Origin of the sequence: Pseudomonas allokribbensis (genome assembly GCF_014863605.1) — a bacterium.
Classification (GTDB): Bacteria; Pseudomonadota; Gammaproteobacteria; order Pseudomonadales; family Pseudomonadaceae; genus Aquipseudomonas; species Aquipseudomonas allokribbensis.
The window spans coordinates 3,269,345-3,290,322 of the sequence record NZ_CP062252.1; the positions used below are offsets into that span (position 1 = coordinate 3,269,345).

The following is a 20,978-nucleotide window of genomic DNA, read 5'->3' on the forward strand; positions in this document are numbered from 1 at the left end:
AGCCTCAATCGACAACAGGCAATTCAACCCTCGCCACCAGTCCCGAGCCTCGGCGATTGCTCAAGGTCAGTTCTCCGCCCTGTTCACGAACAATCGCCCGGGCCGCCGAGAGGCCGAGCCCGACACCGCCGGTTTCACGGTTGCGCGAGGTTTCGAGGCGAAAGAATGGATCGAACACCCGTTGCAGCGACTCTTCGGGAATGCCCGGCCCTTCATCGCAGACTTCGATGCAGATCGAGCGAGCATTGCGACTCAGTGCTATACGGGGACGTTCGCCGTATTTAACGGCGTTTTCCAACAGGTTGACGATCACCCGTTTGATGCCCAGTGGCCGACCGTCATAGACCAAGTGGGCCGGGCCACTGAAGTCGATTTGCAGGTTCTGGTCGCGGTAATCGTCAAGGACGGTTTGCAGCAGCTCCGACAGATCGAACGCAGTAGGTTGTTCCAGCTGTGTGCCTTCGCGGAAAAACGCCAGGGCGGCGTTGATCATCGATTGCATTTCTTCAATGTCGCGAATCAGTTTCTGCTGATGATCGAGGTCTTCCATGAACTCGCTGCGCAGACGCATCCGGGTCAACGGTGCGCGCAAGTCATGGGAGATGGAGGCGAGCATGTGGGTGCGTTCGCCAATGAAATGCTGGATCTGCGCCTGCATGGTGTTGAAGGCGATGATGGCCTGGCGGATTTCGTGGGGCCCTTCGATCTCGATGGGCGGTGCGTTCAAATCACCGCCAAAACGCCTTGCGGCGCCGGCAAAACGTTGCAGCGGATTGGCCAGTTGGCGGGTGGCAATCCAGGCCACCAGCAACGTCGCGACGAGTCCCAGAGCAATGATCACCGCGATCCGGGCATCCAGGCTCAGTCCCCAGCTTCGTTCCGGTGGCGTGAATGTCAGCCAGCTGCCATCGGCCAAAGGTACGAGGGCGACGTAATGCGCCTGCGCACTGCCTGGCGGCCAGTCGTCGGGGTTGAATACTTCGATTTCCCGGTCATCACCGAGCAATTGTCGCAGCGCAGGAACCTTGCCGGTCTCGACCGGTTCGCCGTCCCCGGGCAGATTGAACTGGCTGCGTTGCGCATTCCATAACACTTCGAGCGTCGAACTGCTGGCCGCGCTCGCCAGTTGCGGGCGCAATTGGGCGGGTGCCGCCTCGATCACGCGGGTGCTCGCGGCAATCCGCTCCAGCAATCCGGTTCGTTCGATGGGAGGACGAGCCCAGATACCCGCGACCTGAACAAACAGCGCATTGAGAATCAGCGAGGCGATCATCGCCGCAACGATGGTCAGGGCAATCCGGCGACTGAGGGTGTCGCGCCGCAAGAGTCGGCCGATCATGAACGGCTGACCTTGGCCGTGAACATATAGCCGCCATTGCGCACAGTGCGGATCAGGTCCGGGCGTTTGCTGTCCGGTTCGATCTTGCGCCGCAGTCGGCTGACCTGCACATCGATGCTGCGGTCAAAGGCTTCGTGTCCCTGGCCATGGGTCAGGTCGATCAGTTGCTCGCGGGTCAGGATGCGCTGGGGATGCTCGAGAAAGACCAGCAGCAGATCAAACTCACCGCCGGACATCGGGATCATCACCCCCTCGGGTGAGCGCAGTTCACGGCAGGTGATGTCCAGGTGCCAACCGGCGAAGGTCATGACCGGTCGCGCCGGTTCGCTGGTGCGCTGGCCTTGTTCGCCGGCGCGCCGTTGCAATGCGCGCACCCGGGCCAGCAACTCCTGGGGCGCGAAGGGCTTGGTCAGGTAATCGTCGGCACCCAGCTCCAGGCCGACGATCCGGTCGCTCAGTTCGGCCATGGCCGTGAGCATGATGATCGGGATCCCCATCTGCGCGCGGATTTTCTGGCACAGGCTCAAGCCACCTTCACCCGGCAGCATCAGGTCAAGAATGATCGTGTCCGGCCGCGCCTGTTCGATGGCGGCCCACATGGCCTGGCCATCGGGTGCCACGTCGACGTCGTAGGCGTGCTGAACGAAGAACTTCTTCAGCAGGGACAGAATTTCCACGTCGTCATCGACGATCAGCAGTCTGCTCACGTTTGCAGGATCCATGAATCAAAAGAGGGCATCTAAAACCATTTCGAAGGCGGGGTCATATATTTCAATCGAGCAACATTCCTTCGGTGCGGACATCAGCCAGACATCCTCGGGCAAAAAACCTCGGGCACTCTGCCGGCATTCCATCCAAGGGGGCTCATATGAAGGATATGAAAAGCGCTTATTCCACTCAGGGGCATGGCGCGGTGCGTCCACTGATCCTGACCCAGCGCACCAATACCGGCGCTCTCAATGCGCCGATCTTTTTCCAGGAAACCTGTCTGGGGATCGCCCAGGACCAGAGCCAGCTCGTCATGCGCCGCTACTTCGAGCGCTTCAGCCCGGCCGACAGCCATTGGGTGGAATACATCCACTCCATTCCCACCGCCGAATTCATTCACTGGATCATGACCCACGGCCAGTTGCGCATCGAGTGTTCTGAAAATACCCCGTTCAGCCAGATTCAGGCCGCAGGGGAAACGCATTGATGAGAAACCATCACTCACTGGCGCTGTTGCTCGCAGCCAGCCTGAGCCTCTCGGCCTGCAGCAATAAAAAGGTCGCGCCTGACATGTATTCCGGGTTTCTGAACGACTACAGCACGCTGAAGGAGCAGCAGACACCCTCGGGGCAGACGATATTGAGTTGGGTCAGCCCGGCGTTGGCGAGTGGTCGCTACACACGGGTCTATCTGGCGCCAAGCCAGTTTTATCCGAAGGTTGAGCCGACTGGCCGGATTCCGCAAAGCACCCTGTCGGGTGTGACCGGCTACTACGACGCGGCCCTGAGGCAAGAACTGGGAAAAGTGCTGCCATTGGCTTCGAAGCCCGGCCCGAATACGTTGGTTGTGAGGCCAGCTATCACGCAGGTCGCCACCAGTACCCAAGGCCTGCGGTTTTATGAATGGCTGCCCGTCACCCTGGTCGCGGCCGGCGTCAGTACGGCTGCCGGCATTCGTGATCAGGACAGTGAAATCGCCACTGAAGTGTCCCTCGAGGATGGTTCGACCGGCGAGGTCGTGGCGAAGGTCGTTCGCAAGGGCACAGGCGTTCCACTGGAAAACGACAAGCAGGTGATGACGGCCGATAACGTCAAGGGTGTGCTCGATGGTTGGGCCACGGACTTGAGTCAGTCTTATGTCGTGGCCCGCAAAGCATCATTACGCTGACAGCGCTGAGGTCAGAGACTTGCTTTCACCTGCAGTCCGAACACCAGTGCATTGTCGATGTCCTGCCCGGAAAACGCGCCCGGCTCGATGATGTACTGCACGTTCGGTCGCAGGGTCAGCCATGGGGTGGCCTGGTAGCCGTAACCGAGTTCGATCAGTTGCTCGGCGCTGTCCAGGTTGGACAGCGGCGTGCCGTTGGCCAGCGCGGCGTCTTGTTGCACGTCGCGGCTGCGCGGGTTCTGCACGGCGCGACCGTAACCCAGGGCGACAGTGTCACGCGGGCGGCCTTCGAACGGCTTGTACAGAACCACACCAGTGCCGTACCACTTGCTGAACGGTGAGGCTGCTTCACTGGCGGCCGAGTATTGACCGAAGGCGTGGAGGCTGCGGCCCTCGGACGATTGCGAACTCCACACCGCCTGATCGATCAGCAGGTAATGACCGCCGCGACCGGACACTTCCTTGTCGCTGCCGATGCGTTTCACGTCGGAGCTGTCGTAGTAGTAGCCGAGTTTGTATTCACCAGGCAGGGTGCCTGCGTGTTTGTAGACCAGTTCGACAGGTACCACAGTACCGGTGGTGTGTTTCGGCCCCAGGTGCCAGGCGCGGCTGGAGTTGCCGTTGCTTTCGGGGTCGACGTTGAACGCGGCGACGCGCAGTTGCCATTCCGGCGACAGGTCGTATTTGACCCGCACACCGAGGTGGGCGTTGGGGTAGTTGGTCCAGCCGCTGCCACCGGACATGTTCAGCGGGTGCCCGCAGAAACCGGCGTTCATGAAGTTGCAGAGGATGCCGCTGTCGAGGCCGCCGAGGTCGTTGCCCATGGCCATGTAGCCGAGTTTGACGTTCAGTGCCGGGGTGAACAGCGTGCGCTCGTAACTCAGTTCGGTCAGACGCGTGTAGAGGCCGCCGTAGTTTTCCTGGATGGGCAGACGGTTGCCGACCAGATCCTCCGAGGCGCTGTTGCCGCGACGGTCGTTGATGGTCAACTGGACCTTGCCCGCGTTGTCCACACCATAGATTTTGCTCAGGTCGAACTGTGCGCCGAGCTTGATGTTCTGCGAGTAACGGGCGGAACGGTGCAGGCCGCCGTCGGCGTTGTAGGCGGTTTCGCCAGTGTAATCACCGGTGAACTTGATGCCGTCTTCGTCGAGCTGGTGGCGCAGACCGCCCCAGTCGCCGGTCAGGGTATTGCGGGTGAACACGTTTGAATCGGTGTCGGCGAAGGCGGGCAGGGCGGTGCTGCAGGCAAGAGCGAGCAGTACGCCAGTGTGGGAAAAGCGAACAACGAATGACATTGCTGAAATCCAGAGCCAAGGACATGAAACGACGCGACACCCGAAGGTGTCGCGCACAAGTGAAGTGAAGGAGGGCACAGCGGTTTACGGCAGGGCGTAAGCCATTACGTAGTCACCGCGATCGGTCGATTGACGAGCGCCACCAGCGGTGATGACCACGTATTGCTTGCCGGTTTTCGGCGACACATACGTCATCGGGCCGCCCTGACTGCCGACCGGCAGACGTGCTTTCCAGATTTCTTCACCGTTGCCGCTGTTGAAGGCGCGCAGGTAGAAATCCTGGGTGCCAGCGATGAAGATCAGGCCACCTTGAGTCGACAGGGTGCCGCCCAGGGTTGGCAGACCGATCTTGATCGGCATATGCATGCGGATGCCCAGGGGACCGGTGTCTTCAACGGTGCCGACCGGAACCTGCCAGGCGACTTTTTGGGTCTTCATGTCGATCGCAGTCAGCGTGCCGAACGGCGGCGCCTGGCACGGAATACCAGCCACCGACAGGAAGCGGTTCTTGTTCACCGCGTAAGGCGTGCCTTTCAGTGGAACGGCGCCCATGCCGGTGTTCAGCGCTTCGCCACCGGAGGTTGCCTTGCCTGTGTTCTGCGAAGGGATCATCTGAATCCACAGACCCAGACGCATGTCGTTGACGAAGATGAAACCGTGCACCGGGTCAGTGGAAATGCTGCCCCAGTTCATGCCGCCCAGCGAACCCGGGAAGCTCAGGGACTTGTCAGTGCCCGGCGCGGTGTACAGACCGTCGTAACGCATCGACTTGAAGTCGATCCGGCACAGCAACTGGTCGTATGGCGTGGCGCCCCACATGTCCGATTCGGTCAGGTGCTGGGCACCGATCTGCGGCATGCCCACCGATTTTGGCTGGGTTGGCGAGTAAGGTTCGTTCGGAATGTTCGAAGCCTTGACTGGTACTTCTTTTACTTCGGTCAGTGGTTTGCCGGTGGCGCGATCCAGCACGTAGATCTGCCCGGCCTTGGTGCCGATCACCAGCGCCGGCACGGTTTTGCCGTCCTTGGTGAAGTCGATCAGGCTTGGTTGCATCGGCAGGTCGAAGTCCCACAGATCGTTGTGCACGGTCTGGTAGACCCACTTTTCTTCGCCGCTGTTGGCGTCCAGCGCCAGGATCGATGCGCCGTAGGTGTGGTCGAGTTTGCTGCGTTCCACGCCGTAGATGTCGGTGGAAGAGCTGCCCATCGGCAGGAAGACAGTGTTGGTTGCCGGGTCATAGGACATTGGCGCCCAGCTGTTCGGCGTGCTGCGAACATAGGTTTTGCCATCGGCCGGCGCCTTTTTATCCTGCGGGTTACCCGGGTCGAACGCCCAGCGCATGGCGCCGGTGATCACATCGAAACCACGGATCACGCCGCCTGGCATGTCGGTCTGCACATTGTCGGCCACGCGACCGCCAACGACGACGGTGGTGCCGGCCATCAGTGGCGCGGAGGAGAGTTGATAGTAGCTGTCCGGAACATCACCCAGACCGGCCTTCAGATCAACCTGGCCGTTGTTGCCGAAACCCTGGCAGAACTCGCCGGTGTCGGCATCGACAGCGATCAGACGTGCGTCGATGGTGTTGGTCAGCAGACGGCGTGTGCAGTTGGCGGCGGGAGCGGCCGGGGTATCGGTCACAGGCGAGCTGGCTGGTTTGGCGACAGCGGCGCTCGCATCGAAATACGCCATGCCACGGCAGCGCTGCCAGACTTTCGACTGGGCGTTGATGGCGTTTTTCCAGAGTTCCTTACCGGTGTCGGCATCCAGTGCGATCAGGCTGTTGTGCGGGGTGCAGATGAACACCTTGTTGCCGATCTGCAGCGGGGTGAGCTGGTCTTCAGCGCCATTGCCGTCACTCTCGGCGATGTCGCCGGTGTGGTAGGTCCAGGCGACTTTCAACTTGTCGACGTTGGTGCGGTTGATCTGGTCCAGCGCAGCGAAGCGGCTACCACCTTCGGTATTACCGTAGTGCGCCCAGTCTTTCTGCGCCTTTTCCGGTTCGACCGGAGTGAGGCCCGGGCCGGTGCCGGTAGGGGCGACCGTCGGGTGCGCCACGAACATGTTGCCGGCCGCTACGGCCAGGCCGACCGCCAGAACAGCGGCAACGCCGTACGCGCCACGTCCCGGAACGCCACCATTGGCGCGTTTGAGCATCGGGTAGACCAGCGCGACCGCCAGGCCCACGGCGCTGAACATGAACAGACGAGAGAACACCGGCCAGAACACCAGGCCTGCGTCGCTCACGGCCCAGATTGCCGTTCCCAGCAGAAACGCGGCGAAAAGCCACGCACCGGCAGGCTTGCGACGTGCGATCAGCAGGCCGGAAATGGCCATGACCAAACCACCCACCAGGAAGTACCAGGAGCCTCCCAGGCTGACCAATTTCACACCGCCAGCGGCCAGTGCCAGGCCGAGCAGGGCGATGATCACGCCCAACCCCACCAGAATGAATGTTGATATGCCCGAGAGGCGTTGACTCTGCTTCACGTTGAATGTCCCGTTGAAATGAGACGTGCAGTATATAGATAGGTAACTACCTAGTTAAATCACTAATTCAGAATGAAGAGTGATTTGGCGCTCAATGGCGTTTCGGAAAGACGCCGGGCGCGTCCACGCGGATCTTCAGTGGTTATTGGAACGCCAGGAAAGTCGGATTTTTGCCAGCGGATATGGAATTTTTGACAGGTTGATCACGGCTTGGTGGTTCCCGCCGAACAGAATCGGCGGGAACAGTATTTGCTGCGGGCGAGATAAGGGCTTAGCTAACCATCACCTCATCCAGTGCCTGCTCGAGGGTGCTGACCGTCCGCTCGATGTTGTGCAGTTTTTCGAGTCCGAACAGACCGATACGGAAGGTCTGGAAGTCGGCCGGTTCGTCGCATTGCAACGGCACCCCGGCGGCGATCTGCAGGCCGTGGTTGGCAAATTTCTTACCGTTTTTGATATCGGGATCATCGGTGTAGCTCACCACGACGCCTGGGGCCTGAAAGCCGACTGCGGCCACGCTTTTGAAGCCTTTGCCGGTCAACATTGCGCGCACCCGATCGCCCAGAACCTGCTGGTCGTCGCGGACCCTTTCGAAACCGTAGGCTTGCGTCTCTTTCATTACGTCGTTGAACCGCGCGAGAGAATCGCTGGGCATGGTCGCGTGGTAGGCATGTCCGCCCTGTTCGTAGGCCTGCATAATTTGCAGCCACTTTTTCAGGTCGCAGGCGAAGCTGCTGCTTTGCGTTTGCTCGATGCGCTCGAGGGCCAAAGAACTGAACATCACCAGAGCGCAGCAAGGGGAGGCGCTCCAGCCTTTTTGCGGTGCGCTGATCAGCAGGTCGACGGCGCATTTGTGCATATCAACCCAAAGCGTGCCGGAAGCGATGCAGTCCAGGACGAACAGGCCACCCACTGCATGCACGGCGTCGCCGACGGCCCGCAGGTACTCGTCGGGCAGGATAATCCCTGATGAAGTTTCAACGTGGGGGGCGAAGACAATCTGCGGCTTCTGCGCCGCAATGGCTGCCAGCACTTCGTCCAGAGGGGGCGGGGCGTAGGCCGCCTGGCGACCCGTTTCGACCGGTCGGGCTTTCAGTACCGTAGTGGCCGCCGGGATGTTGCCCGTCTCAAGGATCTGGCTCCAGCGATAACTGAACCAGCCGTTGCGTATCACCAGACATTGCTGGCCGGTGGCGAACTGTCGCGCCACCGCTTCCATGCCGAATGTGCCGCTGCCCGGAACCACCGCAACCGCCTCGGCGTTGTAGACCTGTTTCAGGGTCTGGGAAATGTTCCTCATCACTGCTTGAAAGGACTGTGACATGTGGTTGAGCGAGCGGTCGGTGTAGACCACCGAGTACTCGACAAGCCCTTCAGGATCGATTCCGGGGTATAGCTGTGACATGGGGTGACTCCTTAAGTGATTCCCTGGCAGTCAAAAGGTCTGGCGAACATCATCGGGAAGCAAGTTTAGGCAAAGGGCAGGGATGAGCTGATTGAATTGCAGAAATGAGGATAGAGTGGTCATCAATGCCTCAATCGTTGTGTGAAAAATGAATCGTCCGCTGTTTATTTCTCTGGATGGGCCAAAAGGAACCGGCAAAACCACATTACTGGAAGCCGTTACGGCAGTACTGAGGGCCGACAACAAGAAAGTCATCCGACTTTGCGAGAGAAAAAGCGATCCCTACCGGGGTGCCACCATGGCCCTCGTTAACGAACTTGCCAGAAATCATTCCTGGGATCTGGAGTGGGCTGTGTGTCAGCGCTTTGCGGATAGCCGTAGCTGGATCTCCCGGCACGTGCTGACTGAACAGCCGGTGGGCAGCATTATCTTGATCGATCGCTGGTATCCGTCTGACGCCGCGTTTCGCCAAACCGTCCCGTTTGCAGAGATTCTCCAGTTGAACATCGAACGAAACGTGCAGGTGCCTGACCTGCATGTCGGCGTCGTCACCGCGCCGGATATTTCATGGGCCAGGGCAAAGGCACGATCCAGAGGACTGGGCGGAACTGTGATCCAGAAGCACGCTGAGCATGTCGCGTGTACAGAGACGTTCGAGCAAGCGGCTGCCGATCATGGCTGGGCTTTGTGCCGTAATGAAGGAACGATCGAAGACGCTACGATGCAGGTGGTTTCCGAGATTTATAAATTGATTAGCTGATCAAGAAAGGCGCAGGTAGACGAGCAGCCAACACCCCATTCAGAAACATCCGCTCAAGCGTCCGCGCCGAATCCGCATGAGCCGCGCGCCCGCGCAGTTCGGCATCCACCAGCCCGTAAACCAGCGATATGAACAGCTCGGTAAAGATCGCTGCGGTGATATCGATGCGAAACAACCCTGCCTGCTGGCCTCGCAAAAAGAACCCGTCCAGCGCCTCCAGATAAAACAGCCAGCGTCTGCCCCCCTGTTCCAGGTCGAGGAAGTCGGGGCGATATTGCGCCATCAGAAAGGCCAGCAACTCGCGGTGGGCGAGGTGTTCACGAATCAATCGGCGCAGCGCCTCCAGCGGTTCCAGGTGCCGCAGGCCGGCGTTGTCGATGATCAGCTTTAACGTGCCCTCGGCGTGCTCCTCCAGTTTGGCGGTCAGGTTTTCCCGTGTTCCGCAGTAGCGGTGCAGGGTGGCCTTGCTCACGCCAGCCAGTTGCGCCAGTTCCTTCATCGTCGCCCGCGGCCGGTTGGCCACGGCCAGGGTCAGCGACTTGAGCATCTGCTCATCATGGGAAATCGAGTTCATCAGAGGCCTTGAGCGGTGTTCATATAAGATTCACAAAATACTCACATGAGACATTATTGACTCATTAAGATTTGAAACGCAGCATTCGCGCCAAATTCGATCAAGCCTTGGGTGAGTTATGGGCAATTTGCGTGCGGTAGGGATGGCGGGATCGCTGGCAGTCGCCATTGCGTTGGCCGGGTGTGGACCGGCGAGTGAACAAGCCGCGGTGGTGGAAGTGGCGCGCCCGGTAGAAGTGGTGGCCGTGAAGACCGAGCCTTTGGCGCTGACGTCGGAGCTGCCGGGCAGGGTGGAGCCGATGCGCGTTGCGGAAGTGCGCGCTCGGGTGCCGGGCATCGTGATGCAGAAGCGTTTTGAAGAGGGCGCTGATGTCAAAGCCGGGGATCTGTTGTTCCAGATCGATCCGGCACCGCTCAAAGCAGCGCTGTCCCGGGCCGAAGGTGAGCTGGCTCGCGCTCAGTCTGTTGCGCTTGAGGCGCAGGCGCGGGTCAAGCGCTATGAACCGTTGGTGAAGATCGAGGCGGTCAGCCAACAGGATTTTGACAGCGCCATGGCTGACCTGCGCAGCGCTCAGGCAGCCACCCGTTCGGCCCAGGCCGATCTGCAAAGCGCCCGGTTGAACCTCGGTTATGCCTCGGTGACTGCGCCGATTTCCGGTCGTGTCGGCCGTGCACTGGTCACGGAAGGGGCCTTGGTCGGGCAGGGGGACGCGACGTTGATGGCGCGGATTCAGCAACTGGATCCGGTGTATGTCGACTTTACTCAGTCGGCCGCCGATGCACTGCGTCTGCGCGAGTCGCTCAAGGACGGAAAACTCTCCGCCGACGACAACAAGGCACTGTCGATTCGCGTCGATGGCACCCAATACGAGCGTCAGGGTGCGCTGATGTTTACCGATGTCGCCGTGGATCGCGGCACGGGGCAGGTGTCGTTGCGCGGCAAGTTCGCCAATACCGACGGCGTGCTGTTGCCGGGCATGTATGTCCGTGTGCGTACGCCACAGGGCACTGACAGCCAGGCCATTCTCGTACCGCAACGCTCTGTGCAACGGGGCAGCGATGGTTCTGCTCAGGTGATGGTAGTCGGCGCAGACGAGCGGGTCGAAGCGCGCAGTGTGGTCACCGGTGCCATGCAGGGATCGCGCTGGCAGATCAGTGAAGGCTTGAAGGCCGGCGATCAAGTGATCGTTGGTGGCCTTGCCGGTCTGCAACCGGGGGCCAAGGTCGTACCGGGTCAGTCTCAGGCCGTGGCTCAGTCGTCTGAGTCGAAACAGTAAGGGCGCCGTCGCCGCGAGGATTTCCTGATGTCCAAGTTTTTCATCAAACGCCCGAACTTTGCCTGGGTGGTGGCGTTGTTCATCTCTCTGGCCGGCCTGCTGGTCATTCCGATGCTGCCGGTGGCGCAGTATCCCGACGTTGCGCCGCCGCAGATCAAGGTGACGGCGACCTATCCCGGCGCCTCGGCGAAAGTGCTGGTGGACTCGGTCACCAGCGTGATTGAAGAGTCGCTCAACGGTGCCAAGAACCTGCTGTATTTCGAGTCGACCAACAACTCCAACGGCATCGCCGAAATTGCGGTGACGTTCCAGCCAGGTACTGACCCGCAGCTTGCCCAGGTCGACGTGCAGAACCGCCTGAAAAAGGCTGAGTCGCGCATGCCGCAAGCGGTACTCACCCAAGGCCTGGAGGTGGAGCAGGCCAGTGCCGGTTTCCTGCTGATCTATGCGCTCAACTATAAGGAAGGTTCCCAGCACACCGAGACGACTGCGCTGGGCGACTACGCCGCGCGCAACATCAACAACGAACTACGTCGGGTGCCAGGCGTCGGCAAGCTGCAATTCTTCTCCTCTGAAGCCGCGATGCGCATCTGGCTCGACCCGCAGAAACTGGTGGGTTATGGGCTGTCCATCGACGACGTGAGCACCGCGATTCGCGGGCAAAACGTGCAGGTGCCGGCCGGCAGTTTCGGCAGCACGCCAACCAGCAGCCAACAGGAACTGACCGCCACGCTGGCAGTGAAAGGCACTCTGGACAATCCGCAAGAATTCGCACGCATCGTTCTGCGCGCCAACGAGGACGGCTCGACGGTCAAACTGGGCGACGTCGCCCGAGTGGAGATCGGTCAGGAGAGTTACAACTTCAACTCGCGTCTGAACGGCAAACCCGCCGTGGCAGCGGCGATCCAGTTGTCGCCCGGCGCCAACGCAATCCAGACCGCAACGGCCGTAAAAGAACGCCTGGCCGAACTGTCGACGTACTTCCCGGACGACGTGGAATATTCCGTTCCCTACGACACGTCGCGTTTCGTAGATGTCGCCATCGAGAAGGTGATTCACACCCTGATCGAGGCGATGGTGCTGGTATTCCTGGTGATGTTCCTGTTCCTGCAGAACATCCGCTACACCTTGATTCCGTCGATTGTGGTGCCGGTGTGTCTGCTCGGCACACTGGTGATGATGTACCTGCTGGGCTTCTCGGTGAACATGATGACCATGTTCGGCATGGTGCTTGCCATCGGCATTCTGGTGGACGACGCCATCGTGGTGGTGGAGAACGTCGAGCGGATCATGGCGGAAGAAGGGTTGTCGCCGGTCGACGCCACGATCAAGGCCATGGGGCAGGTATCGGGTGCGATCATCGGTATCACCCTGGTGCTGTCGGCGGTGTTCATGCCGCTGGCGTTCATGTCCGGTTCGGTGGGGGTGATCTATCAGCAATTCTCGGTCTCGCTGGCGGTGTCGATCCTGTTCTCGGGTTTCCTCGCGCTGACGTTCACACCAGCACTGTGCGCCACTTTGCTCAAGCCGATTCCGCAAGGACACCATGAAAAGCGCGGTTTTTTTGGCGCCTTCAACCGTGGCTTTGCCCGACTCACTGAGCGTTACTCGATCCTGAACAGCGGGCTGGTCGCGCGTGCCGGTCGCATGATGTTGGTGTACGTCGGCATTATCGCGATGCTCGGCTACTTCTACCTGCGCTTGCCGGAATCGTTTGTGCCCGTGGAAGACCAGGGCTACATGATCGTCGACGTTCAGTTGCCGCCGGGCGCGACCCGGACTCGCACCGAAGCGACCGGCGAACAACTGGAACGCTATCTCGCGTCTCGTGATGCGGTGCAGTCGATGTTCCTGGTCTCGGGTTTCAGCTTCTCCGGGATGGGTGATAACGCGGCACTGGCGTTCCCGGTGTTCAAGGACTGGTCGCAGCGTGGCGAAGATCAATCGGCGATGGCCGAGGTCATGGCGCTGAACGAGCAGTTTGCCGTGACCAACGACGGCGCCGTGATGGCGGTGCCGCCGCCACCGATTGACGGTTTGGGCAACTCCGGTGGTTTTGCGCTGCGCCTGCAGGATCGTGCCGGCCTGGGTCGTGAAGCCTTGCTCGCCGCCCGTGATCAGGTGCTCGGTCAGGCCAATGGCAACCCGAAAATCCTCTACGCCATGATGGAAGGCCTGGCCGAGTCGCCGCAATTGCGGGTGGTGATCGACCGTGACAAGGCCCGCACGCTGGGCGTGAGTTTCGAGTCGATCAGCAGTGCGTTGTCCGCCGCGTTCGGTTCCGAAGTGATCAACGACTTCACCAACGCTGGCCGTCAGCAGCGTGTGGTGGTGCAGGCCGAGCAGGGCGATCGGATGACCCCGGAAAGCGTACTCAAGCTGTACGTGCACAACAGCGCGGGCGATCTGGTGCCGCTCAGCGCCTTCGTCACCACTCACTGGGAGGAAGGTCCGGTGCAAGTGGTGCGTTACAACGGTTACCCATCGATCCGCATCGTCGGTGACGCCGGACCGGGCTATAGCACCGGTGAAGCCATGGCGGAAATGGAACGAATCGCTGCGCAATTGCCGGCAGGTTTCAGCTACGAATGGACGGGGCTGTCGTATCAGGAAAAGGTCTCCAGCGGTCAGGCGACGCAATTGTTCGCGCTGGCGATCCTGGTGGTGTTCCTGTTGCTGGTGGCGCTCTACGAGAGCTGGGCGATTCCGTTGACGGTCATGCTGATCGTGCCGATCGGCGCCATCGGTGCGGTACTGGCGGTGATGGTCGCCGGCATGCCTAACGACGTGTATTTCAAGGTGGGCCTGATCACCATCATCGGTCTGGCGGCGAAGAACGCGATCCTCATCGTCGAGTTTGCCAAGGAGCTGTGGGAGAAGGGCTACAGCCTGCGAGACGCCGCCATCGAAGCCGCGCGCCTGCGTTTCCGGCCGATTGTCATGACTTCCATGGCGTTCATCCTCGGTGTGGTGCCGCTGGCATTGGCCACCGGGGCAGGGGCGGCGAGTCAGCGTGCAATCGGTACCGGTGTGATCGGCGGGATGCTCAGCGCGACGTTGCTGGGTGTGCTGTTCGTACCGATCTGTTTTGTCTGGGTGCTGTCGCGGTTGCGCAGTAAACCCGCACCTATCGAACAACCCGCTTTGGCTCAGGAGTGATTCCATGCGTATTTCAGCATTCTCTACGCTGGTGATCGCCATGCTGCTGGGCGGTTGCTCGCTGGCACCGACTTATGAGCGTCCTGTTGCGCCGGTTGCGGAGCACTGGGCGGGGGAGTCGACCAAGCAGGGCAGTCCGATTAACCAACTAGCTTGGCAGACGTTTATCGTCGATCCCGAACTGCGTCGCCTGGTGGTGATCGCGCTGGACAACAACCGCTCTTTACGCCAGACACTTCTGGATATCGAACAAGCGCGGGCGCAATACCGTATCCAGCGGGCGGACCGGGTGCCGGGCCTGAATGCCGGTGCATCCGGCAATCGTCAGCGCCTGCCGGCGGATCTGGCCAGCAATGGCCAGGCGGGGGTCGTCAGCAGCTATCAGGTCGGCGTGTCGCTGCCGGAATACGAGCTGGATCTGTTCGGCCGGGTGAAGAGCCTCACTGACTCTGCATTGCAAGAGTATCTGGCGACTGAAGAGACGGCCCGCGCCGCGCAGATCGCCCTGATTGCCGAAGTCAGTCAGGCTTATCTGATTCACGATGGCGCCCAGCGTCGCCTGGATCTGACTCAGCAAACGCTGATCAGCCGCGAGTACTCGTTCGCGCTGATCAGCCAGCGCCGATCAAACGGTACGGCGACTGCGCTGGACTATCAGGAAGCATTGGGGCTGGTGGAACAATCGCGCGCCGAACAGGAAAGCAATCTGCGGCAGAAACAGCAGGCTTTTAACGCGCTGGTGTTGTTGCTCGGCACCAAGGATGCAGCGAAAGCAATTCCTGAACGGCTGTCGACGGAGCCGATGCTGGTTCAGGACATTGCGCCTGACACCACCTCGACGTTGATCGAGCGCCGACCGGACATTCTCGCCGCCGAGCATCGATTGCAGGCGCGCAATGCCGACATCGGCGCTGCACGGGCGGCGTTCTTTCCGCGCATCAGCCTGACCGGCAGCTTCGGCACATCCAGTGCGCAAATGTCCGGTTTGTTTGACGGTGGTTCGCGGTCCTGGAGTTTTGTGCCGAACCTGTCGCTGCCGTTGTTCGATGCCGGGCGCAACAGTGCTGGCCTGAGCCTGGCCGAAGCCCGTAAGGACTCGGCGGTGGCGGCTTATGAGGGCACGATTCAGACGGCGTTTCGCGAGGTCGCCGATGCACTGGCCGCCACCGACACCTTGCGCCGGGAAGAGGCGGCCCGACGCGCGCTGGCCGACACCAGCAGCGAAACGCTGAAACTGGCCAAGGCGCGTTATGAAGGCGGCATCGACAGTCACCTGCGTTACCTCGATGCCCAGCGCACCCGCTTCGTCAACGAAACGGCATTTATCGAGGTCAGCACCCAGCGGCAGATTGCCCTGGTCGATCTGTTCCGCTCGCTGGGCGGAGGCTGGTCGCCAGAAAAGTCCTGACAACAGCTCCTTTGGGTTGGCACGTCCAGCCATTCAGCCCCGTGAACCGAGAGGTCACGGGGCTTTTTTTTGCTTGGTGGAACGTTACTGAGGACGGGCGGGATTGGCAGCGCCATGCAGGAACATCTGTTCCACGACGTTGGCTGAGTTGGCACTGGCGGCACGCCCACGGCGTTCGGCATCGACCATGGCGAAAATCATGGTCAGGAACAGCTCGGTGAAGACCGCGGCAGTGATATCGATACGGAACGCACCCAATTGCTGGCCGCGCAGAAAGAATGCATCGAGGGCATCGAGATAGAACTGCCAGCGTTTGCCTTCATCGGTGTTCGCGAAGGTGTCGGGGCGATACTGAAAGAGCAGGAAAACCAGCATTTCACGATGTGCCAGATGCTCATTGACCAAACCGCGCAGGGCTTGCACCGGATCGCCATTCAACAGGTCGGTCGAGGTGGTGATCTGGTTGAGAACCGTCTCACCATGGCTTTCCATCATCAGCACCAGATTGTCACGGGTGCCGCAAAAGCGGTGCAGCGTCGCCTTGCTTACGCCAGCGGCTTCAGCCAGCTCCTTGAGCGTCGCGCGGGGGCGATCAACGATGGCCAAAGCCAGCGCCTTGATGAGTCGTTCGTCTTGGGGAGTCAGGGACATCAGTCAATCTCGGATCGAATTTCAATGTCGGGAATTGTGCAGGAAAAGCTCTTTACTGCAACGAAAACCAAAAAAATCGAGAAATTTACTTCATCTGAGACAATTTTCACTCAACGCCCACGGCCCGCCGCGCAACGCTCTTGCCTCCCGCCAATCCCAAGCCTGAAACGGGCGACGGGCGATTCTGTCGACCAAAAACGCCTCGTCACGGTTACTGATTTGTATGTTTGGGCATTTCACAGAACCAGTAATAAGCATATGAATTTATAGTTGGTCGCTTGTTCACGAATTACTGATAGTTTAATAAGCGAAAGACGTCATTGTTCCTGCTGGCCAACAGAGCGGGTCATGTTTCAACGGATGAAAGTTGTACACGGACTTCACGGATGATAGACCTCTCAGCATTCGCTACATGGCCACTGGGAAATCGCTATGCCTGTTGGAAGTCCATTCAATTGGATTGATAAACGGTACCTGACATGACGGCTACGCTGAACTACTCACTTCCCCACCTTGCACCTGCCACGCCACAGTCCCTGGATATATTTGAGCTTAAAGAGTCTAACGTTCGTTCTTACTGTCGTGACTTCACTGCCACCTTTCACACCGCTGAAGGGTCGACCTTGACCAGTGAACAAGGTCAGGTGTTCATTGACTTTTTCAGCGGCGCGGGGGCTCTGAACTACGGGCATAACAACCCGGTTTTGAAAGCTGCGCTGCTCGACTATATCGAGAGCAATGGCATTACCCACGGCCTGGATTTCAAAACCACGGCCAAGAAGAACTTCCTGACGGCGTTCGATGAGCAGATCCTGGCCCGTCGCAACTTGCGCTACAAAGTACAGTTTCCCGGCCCTACCGGTACCAATGCGGTGGAGGCCGCCATCAAACTGGCCCGCAAGTACACCGGCCGCCAGAATATCGTGGCATTCACCAATGCGTTCCACGGCATGTCCCTGGGCAGCCTCGCCTTGACCAGTAACCCGCGTAAGCGAGCAGGGGCCGGGGTCACCTTGAACAACGTGACGTTCATGCCGTATGACCAGTATTTTGGCGACGACCTGGACACCTCGTTGTACCTGTCCAAGATGTTGCGCAGCGGTAGCGGCATCGATAAGCCAGCGGCCATCGTACTCGAGACAGTGCAGGGTGAGGGCGGTGTGAACAGCGCTTCGGCCGCCTGGGTACAAGCGGTGCAACGTATCGCCCATGACAATGACATTCTGTTGATCATCGACGATATACAGGCAGGCTGCGGCCGCACAGGGGACTTCTTCAGCTTTGAGGCCCTGGGTGTCACCCCGGATATCGTGACCTTGTCCAAATCCATCAGCGGCTATGGCTTGCCCATGTCCCTTGTTTTATTGGCGCCCCATCTGGATGTATGGGAGCCGGGGGAACACAACGGCACGTTTCGCGGCAACAACCTGGCATTTGTCACGGGCAAGGCGGTTATCGATCACTATTGGAGCGATAACCGCTTTACCCAGGAGCTCAGCGCCAAGGCAGACCTCCTGCATCAAGGGTTGCTGGCGTTATCCCGGGACTTTGCGAGCAAGGCGCCTAATCGCCTCAAAGGGCGCGGGTTCTTCCGGGGCATTGAGTTCAAGGACAAGTCCCTGGCGCAGAGAGTTGCGGCACAGGCTTACGCGGGCGGGCTGATCATTGAAACTTCAGGCATCGACAACCAGGTGCTCAAGTTCCTGCCGGCACTGACAATATCCCCCGCGCAGATCACTCAGGGTTTGCACATACTGGAGCAAGCCTTTGCCGAGGTGACCGCATCATGAGTGATCAAATCATTACTCGGCATGCGTCCCTCGACGACGCTGCGGCGATTGCGCCATTGCTGGACAAATACCGCCAGTTCTATGGTGAAGTCTCCGATCTGGTCCGCTCACTGGAGTTTATTAAACAGCGCTTTTTTCTGGGCGAAACAATTTTTGTTGTTGCTGAGGTCAATAACGAAGTCATTGGATTCACCCAACTATTCCCCAGTTTCTCAAGTGTCACACTGGAGCGCCTCTGGATACTCAATGACTTATATGTCGAATCGTCAAAGCGCAAGAAGGGAGTAGGGCTGGCGTTATTGAATGCAGCAAAAACATTTGCGCAGACAACAGGCGCCAAACAACTATTTATCGAAGGCGCAGACGATAATCCACGAGCACGAAACCTATACACTCGATTTGGCTTTATCGAAAACACCGCATATCACTATTACCATCTTCCATTAAAGCAAATCCAGGGATAGGAGCTTTTCCATGTCAAATACTGTCTTCGATATTGTGGGAATTGGCTTCGGCCCCTCCAACCTTGCGTTGGCAATCGGCCTCGAAGAGTCAGCATCAGCGCTGACTTATCGCTTCCTGGATGCCAAGCAGACGCCAGACTGGCAGGATGAAATGCTGCTCAGCGGATCGGATATCCAGAACAACCCTTTACGGGATCTGGTTACGCCACGCAATCCACGCAGCCGCTATGGTTTCGTCAATTACCTGAAAGAAACCGGTCGCCTGTTCGACTACCTCAACTTGCCGCTGACGTATCCGTTACGCCGGGAATATGCCGAGTACATCAAATGGGTAGCCAGCCATTTTCTCGGCGATGTCGAATCTTCGGCGTTCGTCCAGCAGGTTGAACCGCTTCTGTTCAAGGGAGAGCAGGTGTGGAAGGTCACCTATAACGATCAACGAGTCGTTTATGGGCGCAGCCTGGTGCTGGGCACCGGGCGTACGGCGAATATCCCGGCAGTATTCGAAGGTCTGACCGGGCCCCGTGTGTTCCACCTCAATCACTATCTGGAGCACATCAACAAGCTGCCACCGAGTGTGCAGCGTATCGGCGTGGTGGGTTCCAGCCAGAGCGCGGTGGAGATCGTCCTCGATCTGACTGCCAGGTTCCCGGACAAAGAGGTTTATTCGTTACATCGAAGCTTCAGCTTTCGACTCAAGGACACCAGCCCATTCAGTGACAAGGTGTACTTCCCGGAATTCATCGACTACTACTTTGACCTTCCGCCAGAGGCCAAATCGCGGCTGGACAAGCAATTGCGGGGCACCAATTACAGCTCTGCCGATGAAGATGTCATCAACGCGCTGTACGTACGCATCCATGAAGAAAAACTGCAGGGCAAGCAGCGCATCAAGATCCTCAATAACATCGCCATCGAGCAGGCGCACATCGATACATCGGGCCAGGTACAACTGGCACTCAGGGAGGTCAATCAGCTGACGCATTCAACCCTCGCTCTGGATGCGTTGGTGCTCGCCACGGGCTTCAAGGATATTGCGGCCAAGGAAAACGGTGAGCTGTACCCCCCGTTGCTCGCGCCTCATCATCGCCAGTTTCGCGCCGATGCCCACGGGGCCCTGGTGGTCAATCGCGATTACAGCCTGACGCCTCTGGATGACTTGCCCGCGGTGTTTCTCAATGGGTTATGCGAAAGCTCCCACGGCTTGGGCGATGCGGGCTCGTTCAGCCTGATTTCCTTGCGGGTGGAACACATTCTTTCCGCCCTGGAGAATAAATTGGCTCAGATCGAGGCCCCGGTACAAGCATTGGCTTGATGCCAACCGGCAGCAGTCTGGAAAGACTGCTGCTCAAACAAGGAGGTTTTATGTTCACAGCGGCGTTGATTTACATACTGGCGGTAATAAGCCCCGGGCCGAACTTCATCATTGTCAGTCGATTCTCTTCACTGGGCTCGGTTTCCACTGGACTTGGCGCGACCTTGGGCATCTGCACTGTAGGGGTGTTCTTCTCGACCATTTCCCTCTTGGGACTGGCAGCATTGCTGCATGAGTACCCGGCCTTTTCCAAAGTGGCCACCTTGTGTGGTTCGACGTACCTGCTCTACATCGCCTACAGCATCATCAAAAGTGTGCTGGCAAAAAATACTGGCACCACCGAAAGCGCCGCTGTTGGCGTCACCAGCTTCAGTAAGGCTTATCGGGTAGGAGTCATCACCAACATCAGCAACATGAAGACGATCGCCTTCATGATCAGCATCTACGCCGGCTTCCTGTCCTCGCCACGCACCGACATCGAAAAGGTGCTGGTGGTCGTGTTGTGCTCAACCCTCGAAGTCATCTGGTATTCCCTGGTGTCGTTGCTCTTCGGCCAGGGCCCGATAAAGGCGCTGTTTCTCAAATACACCCGGCAGATTGACATAGGCCTGGCCGTGTTTCTGGTGGCGTTCTCTCTCAATAACGCAATTCCAGTATTGATTGCCAGTCGATGAGGTCGGGTCATGGAGTGGAACGATATGCTCAAGGATGTAAGCGTGCGCTTCAAATATCGCAGTTGGTTGCTGATCGATTTGCCGTGTGATGGCTTGCCACTGAACCGTCGGATGCGAAACCTGACAAGTGATTATGTCCCGGTCACTTTGATCCTCGACTGCGACCTTGAGGACGTCTTTTCCATCGTGGATGCCTTGGGCCCCGGGATCAGCTATGCAGCCTCGTTACAAACGGCCAGGCGATATGTTCAAGCTGTTGTGGCTGAATTACCGGCGGCAGGAGCTTTTCAGGACTTCAAATGGGCGTGTTGATGTGCCACCTACAAAAAGGTCTCGGGCAATACGCGAGGAGGAGGGGGCCAACAACCAAAGGTCTGCTCTTTAGCTTTAGTGTGAACGCAGGCAAAAAGTACGAGCCTCTAAAGCTGATCTATAGTCTTGGAACGCAGTGAGCTGGAAGAACCGCGGTCCGGTAAAAACACTCGATGACAGGGAGGTCC

Annotated in this window: 18 protein-coding genes; 11 read left to right on the top strand and 7 right to left on the bottom strand. The window is 58.9% G+C overall.

Going from position 1 to position 20,978, the window contains the following annotated elements; translation table 11 throughout:
* Positions 1–4: 4 nt before the first annotated feature.
* Together IF199_RS14855 and IF199_RS14860 are read right to left on the bottom strand one after the other, a co-directional pair.
* Positions 5–1,339 (bottom strand): ATP-binding protein, encoded by a 1,335-nt coding sequence (locus IF199_RS14855; RefSeq protein WP_096820420.1) that lies wholly within the window; start codon positions 1,337–1,339, stop codon positions 5–7.
* Positions 1,336–2,061 carry a response regulator gene (locus IF199_RS14860; protein ID WP_102619865.1) on the bottom strand — a complete coding sequence of 242 codons (726 nt, stop codon included), beginning with the start codon at positions 2,059–2,061 and terminating at the stop codon, positions 1,336–1,338. The genes IF199_RS14855 and IF199_RS14860 overlap by 4 nt, the downstream gene beginning before the upstream one ends.
* A 146-nt stretch (positions 2,062–2,207) precedes the next feature.
* Here IF199_RS14860 and IF199_RS14865 point away from each other — a divergent pair, with 146 nt between their 5' ends.
* Together IF199_RS14865 and IF199_RS14870 are read left to right on the top strand one after the other, a co-directional pair.
* Positions 2,208–2,534, top strand: coding sequence for a hypothetical protein (locus tag IF199_RS14865; RefSeq protein WP_096820422.1), 327 nt, complete (start codon positions 2,208–2,210; stop codon positions 2,532–2,534).
* Positions 2,534–3,214 carry a DUF3313 domain-containing protein gene (locus IF199_RS14870; RefSeq protein ID WP_192560889.1) on the top strand — a complete coding sequence of 227 codons (681 nt, stop codon included), beginning with the start codon at positions 2,534–2,536 and terminating at the stop codon, positions 3,212–3,214. Before IF199_RS14865 ends, IF199_RS14870 begins: the two co-directional genes overlap by 1 nt.
* Positions 3,215–3,225: 11 nt before the next feature.
* Here the strand turns inward: IF199_RS14870 and IF199_RS14875 are convergent, their stop codons facing one another.
* From IF199_RS14875 to IF199_RS14885, 3 genes are all read right to left on the bottom strand, one after another.
* Positions 3,226–4,512: a carbohydrate porin gene (locus IF199_RS14875; RefSeq protein ID WP_192560890.1), complete on the bottom strand. Its 1,287-nt coding sequence runs from the start codon at positions 4,510–4,512 to the stop codon at positions 3,226–3,228.
* Between the two features lie 84 nt (positions 4,513–4,596).
* The gene (locus IF199_RS14880; RefSeq protein WP_192560891.1) at positions 4,597–7,002 is read right to left on the bottom strand and encodes a glucose/quinate/shikimate family membrane-bound PQQ-dependent dehydrogenase; all 2,406 of its coding nucleotides are present in this window, start codon (positions 7,000–7,002) and stop codon (positions 4,597–4,599) included.
* 271 nt (positions 7,003–7,273) lie between these two features.
* A complete protein-coding gene (locus IF199_RS14885; protein ID WP_192560892.1) occupies positions 7,274–8,407 on the bottom strand; it encodes an aminotransferase class V-fold PLP-dependent enzyme in 1,134 nt (377 codons plus the stop codon).
* 148 nt (positions 8,408–8,555) lie between these two features.
* Here IF199_RS14885 and IF199_RS14890 point away from each other — a divergent pair, with 148 nt between their 5' ends.
* On the top strand, positions 8,556–9,167 hold the full coding sequence (locus IF199_RS14890) for a dTMP kinase (RefSeq protein ID WP_192560893.1): 612 nt from the start codon (positions 8,556–8,558) through the stop codon (positions 9,165–9,167).
* On the opposite strand, the gene IF199_RS14895 is transcribed toward IF199_RS14890, so the two are convergent.
* Positions 9,160–9,741: a TetR/AcrR family transcriptional regulator gene (locus IF199_RS14895; protein WP_192560894.1), complete on the bottom strand. Its 582-nt coding sequence runs from the start codon at positions 9,739–9,741 to the stop codon at positions 9,160–9,162. The two genes, IF199_RS14890 and IF199_RS14895, sit on opposite strands and share 8 nt — an antisense overlap.
* Before the next feature lie 118 nt (positions 9,742–9,859).
* Between IF199_RS14895 and IF199_RS14900 the strand changes: the two genes are divergently transcribed.
* The 3 genes from IF199_RS14900 to IF199_RS14910 are packed head-to-tail and all read left to right on the top strand — an operon-like array spanning position 9,860 to position 15,584.
* Positions 9,860–11,017, top strand: a complete 1,158-nt coding sequence (locus IF199_RS14900) for a MexC family multidrug efflux RND transporter periplasmic adaptor subunit (protein ID WP_192560895.1) — start codon at positions 9,860–9,862, stop codon at positions 11,015–11,017.
* Between the two features lie 27 nt (positions 11,018–11,044).
* Positions 11,045–14,176 (top strand): efflux RND transporter permease subunit, encoded by a 3,132-nt coding sequence (locus IF199_RS14905; RefSeq protein ID WP_192560896.1) that lies wholly within the window; start codon positions 11,045–11,047, stop codon positions 14,174–14,176.
* Positions 14,177–14,180: 4 nt separating this feature from the next.
* Complete coding sequence (locus tag IF199_RS14910) at positions 14,181–15,584, top strand: efflux transporter outer membrane subunit (protein ID WP_192557896.1); 1,404 nt, start codon at positions 14,181–14,183, stop codon at positions 15,582–15,584.
* Positions 15,585–15,668: 84 nt separating this feature from the next.
* Here the strand turns inward: IF199_RS14910 and IF199_RS14915 are convergent, their stop codons facing one another.
* The gene (locus IF199_RS14915; protein ID WP_096820432.1) at positions 15,669–16,235 is read right to left on the bottom strand and encodes a TetR/AcrR family transcriptional regulator; all 567 of its coding nucleotides are present in this window, start codon (positions 16,233–16,235) and stop codon (positions 15,669–15,671) included.
* A gap of 536 nt (positions 16,236–16,771) precedes the next feature.
* Here IF199_RS14915 and ectB point away from each other — a divergent pair.
* Genes ectB through IF199_RS14940 form a run of 5 tightly spaced genes read left to right on the top strand, consistent with a single transcriptional unit; the run spans position 16,772 to position 20,790 of the window.
* A complete protein-coding gene (gene ectB, locus IF199_RS14920; RefSeq protein WP_208491910.1) occupies positions 16,772–18,025 on the top strand; it encodes a diaminobutyrate--2-oxoglutarate transaminase in 1,254 nt (417 codons plus the stop codon).
* The gene (locus IF199_RS14925; protein ID WP_192557898.1) at positions 18,022–18,489 is read left to right on the top strand and encodes a GNAT family N-acetyltransferase; all 468 of its coding nucleotides are present in this window, start codon (positions 18,022–18,024) and stop codon (positions 18,487–18,489) included. The genes ectB and IF199_RS14925 overlap by 4 nt, the downstream gene beginning before the upstream one ends.
* A gap of 10 nt (positions 18,490–18,499) precedes the next feature.
* A complete protein-coding gene (locus IF199_RS14930) occupies positions 18,500–19,804 on the top strand; it encodes a SidA/IucD/PvdA family monooxygenase (protein ID WP_096820435.1) in 1,305 nt (434 codons plus the stop codon).
* Entirely contained in the window at positions 19,804–20,478 is a 675-nt protein-coding gene (locus IF199_RS14935) for a LysE family translocator (protein ID WP_244142385.1), read from the top strand. The genes IF199_RS14930 and IF199_RS14935 overlap by 1 nt, the downstream gene beginning before the upstream one ends.
* A gap of 9 nt (positions 20,479–20,487) precedes the next feature.
* Entirely contained in the window at positions 20,488–20,790 is a 303-nt protein-coding gene (locus IF199_RS14940) for a hypothetical protein (protein ID WP_102619877.1), read from the top strand.
* Positions 20,791–20,978: the final 188 nt, after the last annotated feature.